The organism is Spirochaetota bacterium (genome assembly GCA_025061835.1).
Taxonomy (GTDB): Bacteria; Spirochaetota; Brevinematia; order DTOW01; family DTOW01; genus SKYB106.
In genome coordinates, this window is the sequence record JANXAC010000001.1 from 14,756 (window position 1) to 32,930 (window position 18,175).

Here is an 18,175-nt window from a genome sequence, read left to right on the forward strand (position 1 = left end):
AGGAATGGAATCAAATTAAATAGTGAAAAATATGTCCTTGATTGAGAGAGTGATGTTAAGCCTGTTCCTTATTGTTTTAATCAACCACCAAACTATTTCCCCTTTGAGTAAAACTAATGTGTATATTATCAATGAGAGAGGAACGAATATATTTCTATGTGAGGTTGCAAAATCACCAGATCAGTGGCAAAGGGGACTTATGTATAGAAAAACAATGAATACCAACGAGGGTATGCTCTTTATATTCCCTTATTCCTCATATATTCCGTTTTGGATGAAGAATACCTACTTGAGTCTAGCAATAATATTCGTTGATGAAGAAAATGAGGTTGTGGATGTTTTCTACCCAAAACCTCTCTCAACCAACAGTGTTTATCCATCAAAACCTTCCAAGTATGTTCTTGAAATACTCTCAAATGTTTCAACCAAGATCAATGTAAAAAGAGGTGATATAGTATTGTTTTAAGTTAGATGTTCTGAAAAATTTAGGGTATGAGGTCAGATACGAGAGTGTCTTGAGTTATTCAAATTATCAACTTCCGAGTAAGATGGGAAGTATAGAAACAAAATCCTTGACAGTCTAGCAATGTTTTTAAATAACTATTCGGTAAAGTTCCTTCCCCGCAAGTATTGTAGATATCTTAATACTCTACGTAATTCAAAAACCTAACTTACATAACTAGAAAATAATTTAAAGTATTCACCGCCTCTGCTTATTAATTCTTCATGCTTACCAATCTCAACTATCCTACCTTCTTTCAGGACTACTATTTTGTCTGCTATAAATATTGTTGATAGTCTGTGCGCTATTATTATAGTTGTGTATCTGCCTTTTATCTTGTTGAAAGTGTCTGCTATAAAAGACTCGGAGAGAGGGTCTAACGAAGAAGTAGGTTCGTCAAGTATAAGTATTCTAGGTTTTCTAACCAATGCTCTTGCTAGTGCTATTCTTTGCTTTTCTCCTCCGGATAGTTTGATACCACTCTCACCAAGAAGTGTATCATACTTTCTAGGTAGTTTTTCTATGAACTCGTGGGCATTTGCTAATACAGATGCTTCAACTATTTCGTCAATACTAAATTCCCCTCCGAATGCTATGTTTTCTTTAACTGTCGTTGAGAAGATTATAACATCCTGTGGCACGATAGCAAGATGTTTTCTATACTCTTTAAGGTCATAATCTCTGATATCCAAACCTCCTACAAACAGGTTTCCTCTGGTAGGTGTAATGAAGCCCATAACGAGTGAAACCAATGTAGTTTTACCACTACCTGAAGGCCCCACCAGAGCAACCATCTCACCATCATTTATCTTGAGATTGATGTCTTTAAGAACATAATTTTCACTTTCGTATGAAAAGTATAAGTTTCTAAATTCTATCTCACCATTCTTTAAGGTTTCGTATCCTTCGCCACTAGTCTCATCCTCAAGGAGTAAAAGTTTGTGTATTCTTTCCAGTGCTGTAAGAGACCTCTGAAAGAGGACGAACTGACTTCCCAGTATTGATAGTGGTTGAGATAGAAAGAAGATAGTTGCTATAAACGTTGCAAAGTTTTCGTAAGTCAGTTCTCCGTTTTTTATCTCAAAAGCACCAACTACTATTACTGCGACAACTGCTAAAGCACCGAAAAAGTCTGAAATTGGAACAGGTAAAACGCTAAACCTAGTGAATTTTATCTGTGATGAAGTGTATTGAGAACTGTAAGTTAGGAATTTTTCTCTAAAGTTATCCTCAACACCGAACCCTTTTATAGTTTCTATTCCTCTTATGGACTCACTCATCAGGGATGTGGCGTCTGAAATCCTGCTTTGGATATCTTCTGAGATTTTTTTGGATAGATTACCAACCACAAGGACTATTACGAATACTGGAGCGATAGCAAGAATAACTATGGATAATTTTAGACTCGTGTAGAAGAGAAGTAGTATACATCCAAGTATTATAAGGGGGTTTTTCACAAGTTCTAGAAAACCTGTAGATATGAAACTCTCCAGGACCTGAACATCGTTTAGGATGTTTGAAATGAACTCACCACTACTTTTCTGTCTGAAGAGTATAGGTTTTATGGTAGTAAGTTTATTGAAAAGTTCATTTCTTATACTAAACACAACCTTCTGTGCTAGCACTACGATTGAGAGTGAAGAAAAGTATTTTGAAAGAGACCATAGGACTATTATAGGAGCACCAATTAGGACGACCTGTAATGTGTTATCAATCAGAGTTTTAGGATTGAAAATACTTCCTATTACTCTACCTGCTAAAATCGGTAGGATTACCGTTGTAAATGTAGTTATAAGAGTAAGAAAAATGCTTAATGTTAGAAGGACTCTGTGTTTTACTAAATATTTGAGTAGTAACTTCATTATCTATTTGACGGATTTATCCTTGCTGCTATGTAGAGAACTATGGAAGCACCAAGTAATACCGCTATGAAGTTTATGTTTGTCCCCATCACCAAAAAATTCACAATGTAGCCGAGATAGTAGAAACCAATTACTCCTCCTAAAATGGAGAGGGCTATTGCCCCCCAATACCCGAGTAGAACCGATTTACCGTAGAACCTTTCACTTACAAAATTCCAGATAAAACCAAATGCAGCACTAACTGCTATAACTATCAGCAAACTCAAAAGGAAGTCCATACTTCTACCTCCAGAAGAGATTCTAAATGATATTGTTTTATGGATACTAAATAAAGAGTTCTTATCGTAATAGATCCTAAAATTCACAGCTAGGTGTAGTTTCTTTTTTCACTTACAGTTTAAATTCCCTTCTTAACAATCACTTTAGAAATTGGAACAAAGTTAAATTCGGGGACTAACAGATACCATGAATAATCAGAATTTAGGAGTTTGACCTACTCACATAATGAAAACTATTGTTCTACAGTATCAAAACCACATCCTAAGATAATAATAAGTATAGGATTTGAAAAAAGAAACTAAAGTATATATTTTTAAAGAGGATAATTTTATCATGCAAAAGGATAAGACTATCAACCACCAAGAAATTGAAAAGATTGTCAAGAGTGTTGTATTTGCGACTGTAAAAAACAACCCTGAATATAAAACAATCATATCAGACCTTATACAGGAAGGAATACTTAAGGCGATGGAAGCAATTGATAAGTTTGATCCCTCCAAAGGAGCGAGTTTCAAAACATTCATAAGAAAGTGTGTTAAAAACGAGATTATAAACCATTTAAAGAATCTATCAAAGCACAAGTCCTATGAGTTAACCGAAGATCTTGATATAATTGACAATAAGTCTTCAAACTACGACCTAGAAATTCTAGAGCAACAGATACGAAATTTTATTGAGACTAATAGAGATTTGTTTTCTGAAGAAGATATAGAGATACTTAACCTTAGAATGATGGGATACAAGTACGAAGAGATAGCTATCAAAATAGGTAAAACCAAAAAATATGTTGACAACGCAATACAGAGAATAAAAAGAATTATATCTAAAAAGTTTGGCATATGAATTTTGTAAAACTTGTATTTGTTGTAACGCTGTCATTAGTTATCCTCATATCTACGATAGTCATCTATTACGATACTCCTAGACTTAGAGTTGAAAATGTGAATATAACACACAATATAAGGTATTACCCAACCAGTCTGGATGAAAAGATTTCATCAATGATAAGGAATGAAAACATTTTAGCTCTTGATAAACCTATCCTTGAAAACACGATCAAGAACCTATCTGAAGATATTAAGGATGCTAGAGTTCTGATATATCCTCCTAACACTGTGCATATCAGTGTCATTCACAGAAAACCTATTGTGAAAGTATTCACTGGTAGGGGCTATACGCTTTATGATGAAGATGTCATGGAAGTTAAGAGTTACGATAAAGAATCGTTTGATAGAGCGATAACCATAATACCAAAGACCACCATTCGCAAAGAGATATTAGAAAACATCATCAAAGAAGTTCATCTGCTTGATGAGGATATATTAGTGAGTAAGTATTTCCCAAATGTCTTTATAACAGATAGAGATGGAATATACGGTTTCAACTCAAACTTTAAGATAAACATATACTTTGGTGAGGAGATTAGTAGGGAAAAACTTAGAAAAGCGTTTCTATCAACAAGATATATAGTTCAGAAAAAATTACCTGTTAGATATGTTGATGCAAGGTATGAAAACATAATAGCAAACTAGAAGTTAAAATTCCACTTTATGAAAAACTTGTCTGACTCAAGACCTAGAGTAACACCCCATAAAACGAAGGTTGCTACCGCACCTACAATAGCAGTCGTCCTCATGTTATCTTTAAAGTAATAATAATACTCTCTCATCCTTACATATTCTTCCTTGTTCTCTCTCCTAACCAAGAAGTCATAGTATTTCTCTTGAGAATCAGCGAAGAAATACAAGAATATGCTAGATGCAGTAGCAACGCCAAACATAATAGTAATACCTGTCATAACATTATACCCTGTTTTCTGATTTAGATCTTCTAATGTAACTGTTATGTTTGTATCTCCATTGAGTTCAAAAGCCAGAAACTTTTCTAAAGCATCCTTTTTAAGCCATATTCTGTAATTGCCAGTAGGAAGGTTAATGTTAGTAGGTGTCTTTCCGATGTAAGTATTCTCAACGAAAATATCAGCACCTACAGGAATAGTGTTTATGTTGAGAGATGAAATATTTTCATACTTCTTCGTGAAATCCCTTTTGTAGATATTTAACTTATTTTTCTCAAGCATAACATACTCATTGACAACGAAGTATCCTCTTGATAGTGTTATCTTATGGATACCTTCTGAAAAGTATTCAGGTATTGTCTCTCCTCTACCTACATAGAAGTCATCTACAAATATGTCAAAGTCTTTTGGTTCAACTTCAACCTTGAGTAATCCTGTCCGGTAGTTGTAGAAAAAAGGTTTCAAACTACTAAAGATTCTATAATCCGATGATAGCAAATCTACCAGATCAAGATTAGTCTTGAATAGCACATAGTTTGAGTTCAAGTTATTTGATAACAAAACAAATATTCCTACATAGAGATTTGTTAGATATTTACTGACTGGTTTTTCGTATATATCGTAGAACACAGATATTGAGTAATCACTTGGAGTTCCTTCATCAAACTTCACTCCGTTTGTGATCTTCAGAACCCAAGGATAATTCGTTGTCAGTATATTCATAAGTGTATCATTACTTATCTTGAGTTCAGAGATTACTAGCTCAGTCTCTAGTATCTCAACATCTATCTTGTTCGTATTAGTCTGACTTCTGTAATAATTTGTCTCAAAAATAATATTTGTTATGTAATTCGTAAAGATACTGTTGGATATGATTTCGTTGGTGTATAACTTAAGTAATTCACCTTCTATTTGAGGTGTGTTAAGAACTCTTATCTCACTTGGTTCGTAGTTGTATTTCGTTAAACTTCTAATAAAACTTTTCAAACTTGATCTCAAGTTGTTCCTTATTACAGAGTCCAAATTTAAAGTATAGTCAGCATCAAACTTATTATCTGTTGTTGGAAGGATGAGGTTAGTTTTATCTGAAAGAACATTAGTAGAGACAATATTAGTTGAGACTTCGGAAAGATTAGTCAAATTGAAGTTTGTGTTTGTATCGGGAGCGTTTGTTGCGGTATTCGTTATAAAATTTGTTGTATTTGTGATACTCTCAATTTCTTCAATACCGTCAAAATCCAAAATGTTTATGTTATCTTTCAAGTTTTTTAGAAAGCCAAGTTTTTGAGACAGGTTAAGGTTTGTGTTTGTTGATATTGGTGTTATTCTATATATTGAAACCTTAATATCCGTTTTGAGTAAAGGCTCTGGTATCTTGAGTTTCTCAACCTTCGTGCCGCATGATACCAAAACAATCCAAAATAAGAAGATAATTAAGAATAGTTTATTCATTAACAGATATTTTAAATAAATGCTACACAACTTATCACTTTTAGGTAAGGCTTAATAATATCGCCTACTCAATAGAAATTGAAATTTATTGAGGTTTGAACTGATTTACCAAAATTGATTTAAGTTTTCTATGTTATTCAGAATGTTAATCTGGATTAAGGTATGTTGAAGACTATTCCCAGTGATGTAGAAGCTGAAAAAGCATGTCTAGGTGCTTTAATAGTTGATAACGATAAAATACTCAAAGTTATTGATATTTTGAGAGAGGAACACTTCTATCTAGAGAAGCACAGAGACATATTCAGAGCAATCATGGAATTATACGATGAGAAAAACCCTGTTGATATAATTACTCTTCAAAATAAACTCAAGGAGATGGGCAAACTAGAGAATGTAAGCATTTCTTACCTATCCTCTCTACTTGACTCCATACCTACAACTGCGAATGTTGAGTATTACGCTAGAATAATATACGAGAAATATATCCTCAGGTCCATAATAAGAGCATCTTCCGAAATAATTGAAATTGCAATGAGAGATAATGTTGATATAAATGAAGCAATAGAGATAACTGAACGAAAACTCCTTGAGTCCATTGACATAAGAGGTAAATACGATTACTTCAAGTTGAGAGATTTAGTGATTGAGACACTGAAAGGTATTCAGATGCTTGCCAAAGAGAAAACAGTATACACCGGGGTGCCCTCAGGTTACAAAGCGATTGACGATATGACATCTGGTTTCCAAAGGGGGGACCTAGTGGTATTTGCAGGAAGGCCCGCTATGGGTAAGACGGCGTTCGCACTTAACCTTTGCCTAAACATGGCTAAACCACCTTACGCTAAGAAGGTTCTGTTCTTCTCTCTTGAGATGTCAAAAGAGCAACTAGTTCAAAGGCTACTATCAACAGAGTCTAGAATTAACCTTATGTCTTTAAGGACAGGTAATATAAAGGATTACGAATGGGAGTCTATACTTGAAGCGTCAATAAGACTATCTTCACTGGATGTGATAATTGATGATACACCATCTGCATCAATAACTGACATAAAGTCAAAAGCAAGAAAGATATTCGCAAAGGAAAAAGGCATTGATGTTATAATCATTGACTACCTTCAGATAATAGAAGTTCCTAAAGGGTTATCAGTTATAAGGAGTAGGAATGAAGAGATAGGTTTCATATCAAGAAGTCTGAAGGCATTGGCAAAAGAATTGAATGTTCCGGTGATAGTTCTATCGCAGTTATCAAGGAGTGTTGAGAAGAGGATTGACAAAAGACCAATCCTATCAGACTTAAGAGAAAGCGGAAGTATTGAGCAAGATGCAGATCTGGTTGCATTTCTGTATAGAGAAGAGTATTACAAGCCTGACACTGACAAGAAAAACATCGTTGAAATAATCATATCAAAACAAAGGAATGGTCCAGTTGGCACGATAGAACTTATGTTCATAAAAGAGATAGGAAAGTTTGAGAACCTTTCAACAGCCGATTTCTCTTATCAAGATAATGACCAACAATACTATGATGAAGAATTTGAAGACGAAGATGAGTCAGAAGAAGAATAAAGAATTAAATTATGGAATCACCATTAGTTGAGATAAGAAACCTGTATTTTACATACAACAATAGAGATTACATATTTGAGGGTATAAACCTGACATTAGAAAGATATGGTGTAACTTGTGTAGTTTCTGATCCCGGCAAAGGTAAAACAACACTATTAAAACTCATAAAGGGAATACTCAAACCTACAAGAGGAAATGTAATAGTAATGGATATTGACATCTCCAGCGCCCCTAAATCAAAACTTATGAATCTCCATACCAAAGTATCCATACATTTCCAAGATACCTTCCTTATAAGCAATATAGATGTTTATAATAACCTGGCACTTCCACTCATGTATAATACGAACTTGTCAAAGAAAGAGATAGAGTATGAGGTTGATAAGGCACTTAATCTTTTTGGAATACAAAACCTTAAGTATGATGCTCCTTTTGACTTAAGCCCAACCGAAGCGAGGTTAGTGTCTCTTTCTAGAGCATTTTTAGGATTACCAAGAATAATACTCCTTGATGAACCGTTCTCGTTATTAGATGGATACTATAAAGCAAGGCTATTAGAAGTGATTGGCGAGTTTAAAGAAAAATCAAAAATTATCTTCACAACATCAGATGAAAACCTTTCAATGGCATCAGAATCCATTCTATATATCCTAAATATAGAAAGCTCAAAGAAAATCTATTACGTCAACAAGTAGTAATTTGAAGTAATAAACTAACTATCTGAAAACTTCTGACCTTTAGGGGGTATTAGATGATATTCTTTCTCACCAAACTCATCCTTTTGACACAAAACTATGCTACAGAACTCCAAAAGTAGAAAAGTTTTAAGAGTTAGAGATTTAAATTTTTTACTGAAGTCTAACTGGTATTCCGTTTTTCTTGAGGTATGATTTCAAATCAAGTATGTCAATCTCTTTGAAGTGGAATATTGACGCTGCGAGTCCTGCTGTGCATTTTGTCTTTTGGAATAACTCCAAAAAGTGTTCCTTCTTACCTGCTCCTCCTGAAGCAATAACCGGTATTCTAACCGCTTCGGATACCATCTTTAGTATTTCAATGTCGTATCCATTTTTTGTTCCATCAGCATCAATACTCGTGAGTAATATCTCCCCCGCTCCAAGTTGTTCAACCTTCATAGCCCATTCAACTGCTTCAAGGTTTGTCTCATCTCTTCCTCCCCTTATGAATACTTTATAAACCTCACCAACCTTCTTTGTGTCAATCGCAACTACTATACATTGAGAACCAAATCTCTCAGCCCCCTCGGATATCAGGTTTGGGGTCATAACAGCAGAAGTATTTATAGAAACTTTATCTGCACCAGCAAGAAGCATCTCCCTCATATCATCAACGCTTCTAATCCCCCCACCAATAGTGAATGGTATTGAGATATTATCCGCTACCTTTCTTGCTACATCCACTAGTGTCTTACGGTTCTGATACGAAGCGGTTATATCTAGAAAAACTATCTCATCAGCACCGGCGTTGTTATATGCAACTGCATTATCAACAGGATCACCAGCATCAACTATATCAACAAACCTAACCCCTTTCACAACCCTACCAGCATCTATATCCAAACAAGGAATTATTCTCTTCGCTAACATAAGCACATCGCCCTTAACGACCTGAAATTATAATCTATTAGACTTATAGTAATGAAGTAAATGAGTTCCTTTTGTAAAAGTCCCTTCACAAATTCATTTAGATTCCCCCTTGAAGTAATATCTAGAAGAACTTTTGTTTTCCCTTCCCCAACTACACAAACTTCAATTAAGGTATCCTTTAAACTCTCTTAATGAACCTTTCTTGCTTTTTTGATTAGATAGTTTCCGAACAAAGTAAGATACAACTTGCTTATGGCTTATCAAATTCTAAAAAATCTTTCAAGAAAGCAAGTTTATGAAGTATGTTTTTGGTGTAACTAGTAGCGTAAGTATATACAAGGTTTTGAATGTTGTCAGAGGACTAACAAAAAGAAAAAATGAAGTAAAAGTAGTTATGACGGAAAACGCAACGAAATTAGTATCTCCTATTCTATTTCAAGCACTATCTTACAACAAAGTATACGTTGATAACTTTAATTATGATGATCCATTAATTCACATTTCCCTAGCAAAATGGGGAGATGTATTCGTTGTTATACCTGCGACAGCAAATATCATTGGTAAAATTGCAAATGGTATATGTGATGACCTAGTTAGCACGATTGCTCTCGCCTTTCCAATTAGCAAGAGAAGAATTCTGATACCAGCGATGAACAAAGAAATGTGGTCAAACCCGATAACACAAGAAAATATACACAAACTACAGAACCATGGATGGGAGATTATTGAACCAGAGGAAGGGCTGTTTGCCTCACCCCTTGAGGGAGTAGGAAAAGGAAGACTACCAAACGAAAAAACTATTATCTACAACCTTTTAAGAAACCCAAATGGTTCTCTCAAAGGTAAGAAAGTTCTTGTAACAGCTGGTGCTACGAAAGAATATATTGACGATGTTAGGTTTATCTCAAACGACTCATCTGGGTTAATGGGACTTTCACTAGCATTAGTTTCGTATCTAGAAGGCGCAGAAGTTTGTCTGGTCTATGGGAATATGAAGTTCAAACCATTTCCTTTCATTAGGTCAATAGGAGTTTCTTCAACTGATGAAATGCTAAGTGTTGTTGAAAAAGAGTTTGAAAATACTGACATACTATTTATGGCTTCGGCAGTCGCAGATTTCAAACCTTCTACAAAGTTGAGTGGTAAGTTAGCAAAGGACGAAATAACGAGTATAGAACTCGTTAAAACACCAGATATACTTAAAACGGTTTCAAGAAACAAGGATAGTAGGGTCATAGTAGGTTTTGGATTAGGTAGCGGTGATCTTGAAGAGTATGCACTTAAGAAGATGAAAGATAAAAATGTTGATCTCATCGTAGCAAACAAGATAGAAATATCGGATGGCAAAGTTTCTTTCAACCCTATGGGCAACAAAAATAATAAGATTACAATCTTTACAAGAAACGGTGATAAGATTTATTACGAAGGCAGTAAATTGAAAGTTGCTAGATTTATATTAGATCAGGTTCTAAAAATTAGTAAGCCGTTATAATTTAAAAGCATAGTAAAAATATATCTTAGGACTTGACGATTCGGAAATATTTTGGTATATTATAGTTGAAAAATTTGATTTGGGGGTGGGTTATGAGAAAAGGATTAAGCATTTGGCAACCTTTCTCTGAAATTGAGAGGGTAAGAAGAGAGTTTGACAGGTTGTTTGATGAGTTCTTTGGTAGTCCCGATACTACAAAAGATTACATTCTATCACCAGTAGTTGACGTTTATGAGACTGACAAGGATGTTGTTATAAAGGCAGAGATGCCCGGTGTTAAGAAGGATGAAATTGAGATAACTGTTAAAGACAACTTCGTTCACATAAAGGCAGAGAAGAAAGAAGAGAAAGAGGAGAAGAAGGAGAATATACACAGAGTAGAAAGGTTTTACGGAAGAGTTGAGAGACTCATTCCTATGCCAACGGATGTCAAAAGCGAGGAAGCAAAAGCAGAATACAAAGATGGAGTTCTTGAAATAAGAATTCCTAAAGAGAAAATTTCAAAAGAAACAAAGATAAAAATTTCGTAATTAAACTTCAAGGGGGCTATAGTCCCCCTTTGTCTATTTTTTAAGTTTTCTTAATTCAAAGTCCTTTCCTAGAACTACTACTATCCCAGATAATTCACCTTCCAAAGAAGGTTCAAAGAAAAGATTTGATACCATACTTATTCCTAGACTCCTTGATAACTCTTCCAAAACTTTCCTATTAGGTGTTCTATTTATTATTAGAGAGTTGCCAATCTCTGATGCGTAGTTCCCATAGTTTTTAACATTCATACCCCTCTCTATTAGAAAAAGAGAGACATTCATAGCCAAATCCTTCTCCCCCTTCGCATTCAGTACTGATATTTCCGGATTTTGTAGCGAGTAGTATGAGATTAGCTTGCTATCAAGGTAGATCTTTACATTCACATCCTTACCTAAACTCTCCGCAACTTCCTCTACTTTACGAATAATTTGTTCAAAATTTGTATCAATACTCGTTATGTTTAAGATTATATCTTTACCTTCAACAGTTATATTTGGATACTTTGAGATAATACTGTTATTTTCAGTATTGCCAAACAATGCTATGAAAACAAAAGACAAAACCAAAATTAGCGCTAGAAATACCCAATTTCTGACTTTTCTTTTCTTGAACTTCGTTCTCCTGTAATCTTCAACTTTTATCATAAAGAAAAGTATAGATTGATTATAGTTCTATCTTCAATTTAGAATACTCCAATATGAAAAGATATTCGCTTACCTGTATGGGTAAAGACAAGCCCGGTATAGTTGCCAAAGTTTCTGAAGTTCTCTTCAAAGCAGGTTCAACAATTGAAGGTTCAAGAATGTCTTTGTTGCAGGGAGAGTTCGCTATAATTCTCATATTTACTCTCCTAGAGGATAAAAATGCTCACTTTCTCAAGAGGGAGTTAAAAAGAGTTGAGTATGAAATGGATATTGAGATAAACATAAGAGAGTTAGACCCAGAGGAATATTCAGATAAATACGAAATGCCAAGAAGAACTTATGTTATTAATGTCTATGGTGCAGATAAACCCGGAATAGTATTCAGCGTTACAAATATACTCTACCTCAATAACATAAACATCACTAACCTATTCACAGACCTTATAGAAAGTGAAGGGCAAAAAGTGTATATAATGTCAATAACCGTAGATGCGAGCAACATCCAATCTGAAACTATCTTGAAAGATAAAATTGAAAAGATATGTAGAGAAATGGGATTACAGGTTAGTATTCAAGAAGTTGAAGAGGTGGAGATGTAGAATGATACTTGAAGTTATAAAATTCCCAGACTCCCGTCTTAAGATGTTATCCAAAGAAGTAAAGTTTGATGAAGAGAATGAAGAAGAAATACAAAACTTCATTGATAACCTTATAGAGACTATGTATAACGCACCCGGAGGAATAGGAATATCCTCACCTCAAGTAGGAGTTCATAAAAGAATAATAGTTGTTGATGCAAGACCTAATAAGAAAACTACTGTATCACACGGACTAGTTGTTATGATAAACCCTGTGATAGTCTATTCCGAAGGAAATATAATAGTCAGAGAAGGATGTATGAGTATTCCTGACTACACTGGTAATGTTGAAAGGAAAGAAAAAATAGTGGTTAAGGGATTTGACAGAAATTTTAAGGAGATTCAGATAGAGACAGAAGGAATGGAAGCCGTAGTGTTTCAGCATGAGATAGACCATCTTGACGGAATATTGTTTATTGATAGGATAAAAGACCCACAAACTGACCTGTTTAGAAGGAAGAAATACCTATAGTCAGAACCAAAAGAATATCTTTGATTATCCACTATAAAGGGATAGGAAACATCAATAAAATTCCAACAACATCAAGGTGGGATTTTTAAACCCTCGCTAGAAGCAAAATACTGCTAGTTAGATATACTAAAATTACTTCTATCTCACATTTAGAAAGACTTGGAGTCTAGGTGAGTAGTTTAGACCATTGTTTATACAAAAAGGTAGTATAAGCTTTGATTTTGATAGAATTTCTTCTGGTGATGTTCCTTCTGGCATAAGAAAAACTTTATTTTTCGGAAGTGAATAACTTGTTATTATTTCCATCACAATCTCAAGGTCCTCTTCATTGGAGATTACAAACTTGAATATTGATTTGAGTTCTGAAAACACTTTGAGATTTTGATACATTTTATTGTATGCTTTTTCACCCCCTGATAGTTTAGCGTTCGGAAGTTTAGGTGAGACATTGAATTTATGCTTTCTTATTTCACTTTTAGGTAGGTAGATACCTGATGTTTCAAACTCAACGAACCTAGGTTGTGAAAGAGTGATTATTCTATGTATTTCATCTTGAAAGGCAAGGGGTTCTCCACCTGTGAATACGACTATGCCTTCTTTTCTTTCAATGAACTCGCTTATAATGTTTGATATTTCAAAAACACTCTTTTCAATTCCTCCTTCAAATGGAACAGAATACTTCGTATCACACCACACACAATCAAGAGGACACCCCTGAACTCTAATGAAGAGTGCTACTCTACCAGCAGTGTCACCTTCTCCCTGAATAGACTCAAAAATCTCTGATACTCTCATCTTACTCCATATAAGATATATTCACAACAACCCCCTTAAGTCCTTCAATCAGTTCAAGAACCAAATAAGAAGGTCCTTCATCTTTGATCGGAACGCTACTACCTCCAGCAGTTATCTTGAGGTTTTTTATGTCTGATGTCTTTAAAACTACCTTATTTTTGGCAGAGAATTTTTTAGAAGAATCTTTGTTGAGATAAAACTGTGTCTCTTCAGTGTTATCAATTAAAAGCGATACCCAAACAACATCCTGAGACAGTATCTCAAACTCTACAGGAACTGTTACATTTTCTAAGAATACACTATCCTGCTTTGATTTTTTCTCTTGTGATTTGTAAAACGATATCCTTAACCTAGGTTTTCTGTCAATGAATGATTCATACTTTATCTCCATATCAACGATGCCATCCATATTGAAATCCATCATTGAACGATTCCTCAGCACGAACGAATAGATAGAGTCGTTTATGCTCAAAACTATATCATTACCGTTATTTCTTACTTCTATAAGTTTTATTTTGACACTAATATCACCAACTGTATCTCTGAATTCCTCTCCTTCCGAAAATGGTTTAAGGATCGTTTTGACATTATTGTTATCAACTACAACTTCATAGCCTCTATGAAACACCAATACCAATACAATAACTATAAGACTTATAAACACTACCAAGATACCTAATACAACTCCGATTTTCCTAAAATCTAACCTGTCAAAAACAGATCTTTTACCGATAAGTTCTTCAAACGGAACATCTTTCTCCTCAATCTTCTTCTTCTCATACAAACTTAAGGCATAGTCCGGATCACCCCCAAGGAACATAGTATAGGATTTTATGTATCCTTTTATATACACCTCACCAGGAAAATCTGAAAAATCTTCTTTTTCAATCCCTTCAATGTACCTCCTAGGAATATTTGTATTTCTTACAACCTCCTCTATTGAGACACTTTTCTGGAGTCTTAGATTTTTCAAATACTTACCAACTGTATCCATAATAAACTACCACCAAACTAAACAAAATTATGGATGTGTAGTTAATATCTTTTCAACTGAGAAAACTGAAGTTTGGCATTTTTTAAGGTCAGAAAGTTTTTGATAAACCGACTTATAGTTTTTCTGTTAGTCATATATTCCTTCTTTTGCTTTCATTTTGCGAGGCAAGATAAGGTTCTTTCACATTAAATTTCTACAAACTCTCTTATAAACTTCAGTTTGAAAATATTGCTAATCAACACTATGTTATTTTTAGTAGTCAAGTTTTCATAGGAGATAGTTATGAAAGTTTATGTGCTTTTGGTTTTACTAACTATCTTAATAGGAGGTTGCTATCTGTTCTTCTATCCAGGAGAGTATGAGGACCTTCTTTCAAGTCGCGATAATCGCAGGAACGAAGGAAACAATAGATCAGGAGGTTCTACTGGAGGCTTAACCCTAGAGTCAGGTGTTTATGTATCTACATATGGAAATGATACGAATAATGGTCTTACCAAAACAAGCCCCGTGAAGAGTATTCAAAAGGCAATCAGTATAGATGTAAGCAACAATCTGACATACATTTACTTATCAACAGGTGTATATACACGAGATAATGGACTTAGCGCTGAAACAAGCGGTGTTGTGATAACGAACGATGGTATCAAGATAATATAGGAGGCTTCAACGAGAGTTTTAGTTCTATAGTTGGATACAGTGAGTTGGACGGCGGGGGAAGTTTGATACATATCATACTTGCTACGAATGTGAGTGATGTCGTCATAAGGAACTTGGTAGTGAGAGGAGGAAACGCGAATGGTGCTGGGATAATAAACAATTGTGGAGGTGGGATATACTTTGAGAGAGTAACTCATAGTTTGGTGAGTAATGTTGTGTTGTCAAACAACAGTGCTAATAATGGAGGTGGAGGCATGTTCCTAGACTCATCCAGCAACAATATTCTGATCATTACGGCGGTGAGTAATAGTGCTATGTTTGGAGGAGGAGTGTATTTATACAACAACTCTGTCAGTAATCTGGTGAGAGGGATAGTGAGTAGGAACTTTGCGAGTGCTAATGGTGGAGGATTTACGATTTTTGGCTCTTCGTTTAATGTTGTTGAAAGTCCTATTGTGAATAATCTTGCTGGTGGTTCTGGAGGAGGAGTATTTCTGCTTAATAATGCAAACGACAACACCATAAGTGGGAGTGTGTATAGCAACAGTGCTACAAACAACGGAGGAGGGATATTTTTGGAGAGTTCTCACAACAACACCATAAGTGGAAGTGTGTATAATAACAGCGCTACAAACTATGGAGGAGGGATATATTTGACCAATTCTCACAACAACACCATAAGTGGTAGTGTGTATAACAATAGTGCTAGTTGGTATGGAGGAGGAATATACTTATATTATTCTGACAACAACTCCATAAGTGGAAGTGTATATAACAACATTGCTACAAACTATGGAGGAGGGATAGCTTTGCAGTATTCTCACAGCAACAACATAAGTGGAAGTGTATATAATAACAGTGCTGCAAACAACGGGGGAGGGATATTTTTGTACTTCTCTGACAACAACACCATAAGTGGTAACCTGTATAACAATAGTTCAAGCTCTGGTGGTGGAATTTATATACTCCAATCACACTGGAGTGTGATAAGAGGTAATATCTATAATAATTCGTCTCTTGTTAATGGTGGTGGAATATTGGTTTATAGTTCAACGAACGTCTCAATCCTAGACTCATACATAACGAATAACTGGGCATCAACAATAAATTCAGTGATAAGCATATACTATCATGCAATAAACCTTTTAATCTCAAACTGCTACATAGGCGGGAACAACAACACAGACTCAATAGGTATATATGAAAACCATGCTGATATAAGCACTCACACGATAGTTAATAACAAGTTTATAACGAATAGGTTGAGATACCTGTATAGGGAATTCATGGGTAGTAGATTGATAACCAACAATGCTGACTGGATCAATATCAACAATCCATCTCTTCTTGGCACAACTTCTGGATCAACTAACAACACTTTGACAAATTTATAAACTAAAAGGTGTATTTGATCTCTTATTGTATTACCGAACGATACTTGAATAAGGTCTAAAATTTGCGAAAGGATCAAGGAAGAAGTAGAAAGACAACCCTAAACTATGACAAATCCAAATACAAAAACAAATAACCTTATTGACCAAACATTCAAATTCCAGACCTTATAAAAAAGATTGACAAATGTTGAAGCAATACAACGAATTACTCAGTTTGTATCACAGCCATCATTTCCGCTTCAACACAGGTTTTATCATCTACCTTCGCAATACCTTTGAACTTACCAAACTTGCTAGAAAGTTTTAATACTTCTACCTCATAGATAAGTTTGTCTCCGGGAAACACTGGATTTCTGAATTTGACATTATCAATCGTTGCGAAGAATATGAGAGGTGGTTTTTCGGAACTATAGCCGATTGATTTCAGTGCCAAAACTCCAGCACATTGAGCCAAACCTTCAATTATCAAGACACCCGGCATTATAGGATAGTTAGGGAAATGTCCCTGAAAGAACCACTCGTTTATCGTAACGTTCTTATAACCTATTGCCTTAGTTTTACTCATTTTCTCAATCTTATCAACTAGAAGGAAAGGAAACCTATGAGGAAGCACTCTCTGTATCTCAACAACATCAATATTAACTTCTTTTAGTTCCTCTTCCATACAAACCCCCAAACTAAAAGATAAGAGCAATAAGACCAATTATAAATGTGTATATTGAGAAGATATAAAATTTTCCTTCTTTAAGTAGTTTCATAAGCAACCATAGTGCTACGTATCCAACTACTAAAGCAACGACAAATCCAACGAGGTATGACAACTCAAATCTCAAAGCAATTTCTTCAGAATTCACACTTTTGAATGTCTCATAGAAAAAAGCACCTACCGTAGCAGGTATGAATATCAAGAAACTAAAAACACCTGCAGTGGTTCTATCAAGCCCTGCCACCAATCCAGCAGAGATAGTTATACCAGACCTTGATATGCCAGGTAAAACACCAACACCTTGTGCTATACCAACCACAATGCTTTCAAATAAACCAATGTTTTCAATCGTTTTTTGTTGTTTTCTAATATGAATGATGTATGGAATAAGTAGAATAAAAGAATTGACAATCAAAAATACTCCAACTATTTTGTAGTTAGTCTCACCTGCTTCACGCAAGATAGGTTCAAGAATGAGTGCTACAACGACAGTGAATGCAGTTGCTATCACAACAAGCCAGAAAAGCTTGCTTTCTACATCGCTAAACAACTTGTAGAACTTCAACCCACCTCTAACTAACATCATAAACTCTTTGAAGAAGAAAGTAATAACAACTATCAAAGTTGCTATATGTAATAGCACGTCAAACCATAGCGTTGTCTTTCCCATATCCTTCAGATAATGGTCAATAAGAACAAGATGTCCAGAACTGCTTATAGGTAGAAATTCCGCAACACCTTGAATAAAACCCATTATGACTGCTTTTAGTATATCCATAACACCTA

Annotated in this window: 20 protein-coding genes; 11 read left to right on the forward strand and 9 right to left on the reverse strand. The window is 34.9% G+C overall.

The window, feature by feature from the left end; genetic code table 11:
* Positions 1 to 31 precede the first annotated feature (31 nt).
* Positions 32 to 466: a DUF192 domain-containing protein gene (locus tag NZ579_00060; GenBank protein ID MCS7298343.1), complete on the forward strand. Its 435-nt coding sequence runs from the start codon at positions 32 to 34 to the stop codon at positions 464 to 466.
* A 200-nt stretch (positions 467 to 666) separates the two neighbouring features.
* On the opposite strand, the gene NZ579_00065 is transcribed toward NZ579_00060, so the two are convergent.
* Both NZ579_00065 and NZ579_00070 read right to left on the reverse strand, forming a co-directional pair.
* Positions 667 to 2,364 (reverse strand): ABC transporter ATP-binding protein/permease, encoded by a 1,698-nt coding sequence (locus NZ579_00065; GenBank protein ID MCS7298344.1) that lies wholly within the window; start codon positions 2,362 to 2,364, stop codon positions 667 to 669.
* Positions 2,364 to 2,642, reverse strand: coding sequence for a hypothetical protein (locus NZ579_00070; protein ID MCS7298345.1), 279 nt, complete (start codon positions 2,640 to 2,642; stop codon positions 2,364 to 2,366). The genes NZ579_00065 and NZ579_00070 overlap by 1 nt, the downstream gene beginning before the upstream one ends.
* Positions 2,643 to 2,976: 334 nt before the next feature.
* Here NZ579_00070 and NZ579_00075 point away from each other — a divergent pair, with 334 nt between their 5' ends.
* Positions 2,977 to 3,486 (forward strand): sigma-70 family RNA polymerase sigma factor, encoded by a 510-nt coding sequence (locus NZ579_00075; GenBank protein ID MCS7298346.1) that lies wholly within the window; start codon positions 2,977 to 2,979, stop codon positions 3,484 to 3,486.
* A complete protein-coding gene (locus NZ579_00080) occupies positions 3,483 to 4,175 on the forward strand; it encodes a hypothetical protein (GenBank protein MCS7298347.1) in 693 nt (230 codons plus the stop codon). The genes NZ579_00075 and NZ579_00080 overlap by 4 nt, the downstream gene beginning before the upstream one ends.
* On the opposite strand, the gene NZ579_00085 is transcribed toward NZ579_00080, so the two are convergent.
* Positions 4,172 to 5,893 (reverse strand): PEGA domain-containing protein, encoded by a 1,722-nt coding sequence (locus NZ579_00085; GenBank protein MCS7298348.1) that lies wholly within the window; start codon positions 5,891 to 5,893, stop codon positions 4,172 to 4,174. The two genes, NZ579_00080 and NZ579_00085, sit on opposite strands and share 4 nt — an antisense overlap.
* A 162-nt stretch (positions 5,894 to 6,055) precedes the next feature.
* Between NZ579_00085 and dnaB the strand changes: the two genes are divergently transcribed.
* Together dnaB and NZ579_00095 are read left to right on the forward strand one after the other, a co-directional pair.
* Positions 6,056 to 7,459: a replicative DNA helicase gene (gene dnaB / locus NZ579_00090; protein ID MCS7298349.1), complete on the forward strand. Its 1,404-nt coding sequence runs from the start codon at positions 6,056 to 6,058 to the stop codon at positions 7,457 to 7,459.
* Between the two features lie 11 nt (positions 7,460 to 7,470).
* Positions 7,471 to 8,154 carry an energy-coupling factor ABC transporter ATP-binding protein gene (locus tag NZ579_00095; protein MCS7298350.1) on the forward strand — a complete coding sequence of 228 codons (684 nt, stop codon included), beginning with the start codon at positions 7,471 to 7,473 and terminating at the stop codon, positions 8,152 to 8,154.
* Between the two features lie 153 nt (positions 8,155 to 8,307).
* Here NZ579_00095 and hisF read toward each other — a convergent pair whose 3' ends face one another.
* The gene (gene hisF / locus NZ579_00100) at positions 8,308 to 9,066 is read right to left on the reverse strand and encodes an imidazole glycerol phosphate synthase subunit HisF (protein MCS7298351.1); all 759 of its coding nucleotides are present in this window, start codon (positions 9,064 to 9,066) and stop codon (positions 8,308 to 8,310) included.
* A 295-nt stretch (positions 9,067 to 9,361) separates the two neighbouring features.
* On the opposite strand from hisF, the gene coaBC reads away from it, so the two are divergent.
* Positions 9,362 to 10,558 (forward strand): bifunctional phosphopantothenoylcysteine decarboxylase/phosphopantothenate--cysteine ligase CoaBC, encoded by a 1,197-nt coding sequence (gene coaBC / locus NZ579_00105; protein MCS7298352.1) that lies wholly within the window; start codon positions 9,362 to 9,364, stop codon positions 10,556 to 10,558.
* Positions 10,559 to 10,650: 92 nt separating this feature from the next.
* Positions 10,651 to 11,088, forward strand: coding sequence for an Hsp20/alpha crystallin family protein (locus NZ579_00110; GenBank protein ID MCS7298353.1), 438 nt, complete (start codon positions 10,651 to 10,653; stop codon positions 11,086 to 11,088).
* 33 nt (positions 11,089 to 11,121) lie between these two features.
* Here NZ579_00110 and NZ579_00115 read toward each other — a convergent pair whose 3' ends face one another.
* Positions 11,122 to 11,733: a LytR C-terminal domain-containing protein gene (locus tag NZ579_00115; protein ID MCS7298354.1), complete on the reverse strand. Its 612-nt coding sequence runs from the start codon at positions 11,731 to 11,733 to the stop codon at positions 11,122 to 11,124.
* Positions 11,734 to 11,786: 53 nt separating this feature from the next.
* Here NZ579_00115 and NZ579_00120 point away from each other — a divergent pair, with 53 nt between their 5' ends.
* Both NZ579_00120 and def read left to right on the forward strand, forming a co-directional pair.
* Positions 11,787 to 12,332: an ACT domain-containing protein gene (locus NZ579_00120; GenBank protein ID MCS7298355.1), complete on the forward strand. Its 546-nt coding sequence runs from the start codon at positions 11,787 to 11,789 to the stop codon at positions 12,330 to 12,332.
* A 1-nt stretch (position 12,333) separates the two neighbouring features.
* Positions 12,334 to 12,843, forward strand: a complete 510-nt coding sequence (gene def / locus NZ579_00125; protein ID MCS7298356.1) for a peptide deformylase — start codon at positions 12,334 to 12,336, stop codon at positions 12,841 to 12,843.
* A 138-nt stretch (positions 12,844 to 12,981) separates the two neighbouring features.
* Here the strand turns inward: def and NZ579_00130 are convergent, their stop codons facing one another.
* Complete coding sequence (locus tag NZ579_00130; GenBank protein MCS7298357.1) at positions 12,982 to 13,638, reverse strand: 7-carboxy-7-deazaguanine synthase QueE; 657 nt, start codon at positions 13,636 to 13,638, stop codon at positions 12,982 to 12,984.
* A gap of 1 nt (position 13,639) precedes the next feature.
* On the reverse strand, positions 13,640 to 14,632 hold the full coding sequence (locus tag NZ579_00135) for a helix-turn-helix domain-containing protein (GenBank protein MCS7298358.1): 993 nt from the start codon (positions 14,630 to 14,632) through the stop codon (positions 13,640 to 13,642).
* 282 nt (positions 14,633 to 14,914) lie between these two features.
* On the opposite strand from NZ579_00135, the gene NZ579_00140 reads away from it, so the two are divergent.
* Positions 14,915 to 15,289, forward strand: a complete 375-nt coding sequence (locus NZ579_00140) for a hypothetical protein (protein MCS7298359.1) — start codon at positions 14,915 to 14,917, stop codon at positions 15,287 to 15,289.
* Between the two features lie 62 nt (positions 15,290 to 15,351).
* The gene (locus tag NZ579_00145) at positions 15,352 to 16,683 is read left to right on the forward strand and encodes a right-handed parallel beta-helix repeat-containing protein (protein MCS7298360.1); all 1,332 of its coding nucleotides are present in this window, start codon (positions 15,352 to 15,354) and stop codon (positions 16,681 to 16,683) included.
* Positions 16,684 to 16,888: 205 nt separating this feature from the next.
* On the opposite strand, the gene fabZ is transcribed toward NZ579_00145, so the two are convergent.
* Positions 16,889 to 17,359, reverse strand: coding sequence for a 3-hydroxyacyl-ACP dehydratase FabZ (gene fabZ / locus NZ579_00150; GenBank protein ID MCS7298361.1), 471 nt, complete (start codon positions 17,357 to 17,359; stop codon positions 16,889 to 16,891).
* Between the two features lies 1 nt (position 17,360).
* Positions 17,361 to 18,167: an undecaprenyl-diphosphate phosphatase gene (locus NZ579_00155; GenBank protein ID MCS7298362.1), complete on the reverse strand. Its 807-nt coding sequence runs from the start codon at positions 18,165 to 18,167 to the stop codon at positions 17,361 to 17,363.
* Between the last annotated feature and the right edge of the window lie 8 nt (positions 18,168 to 18,175).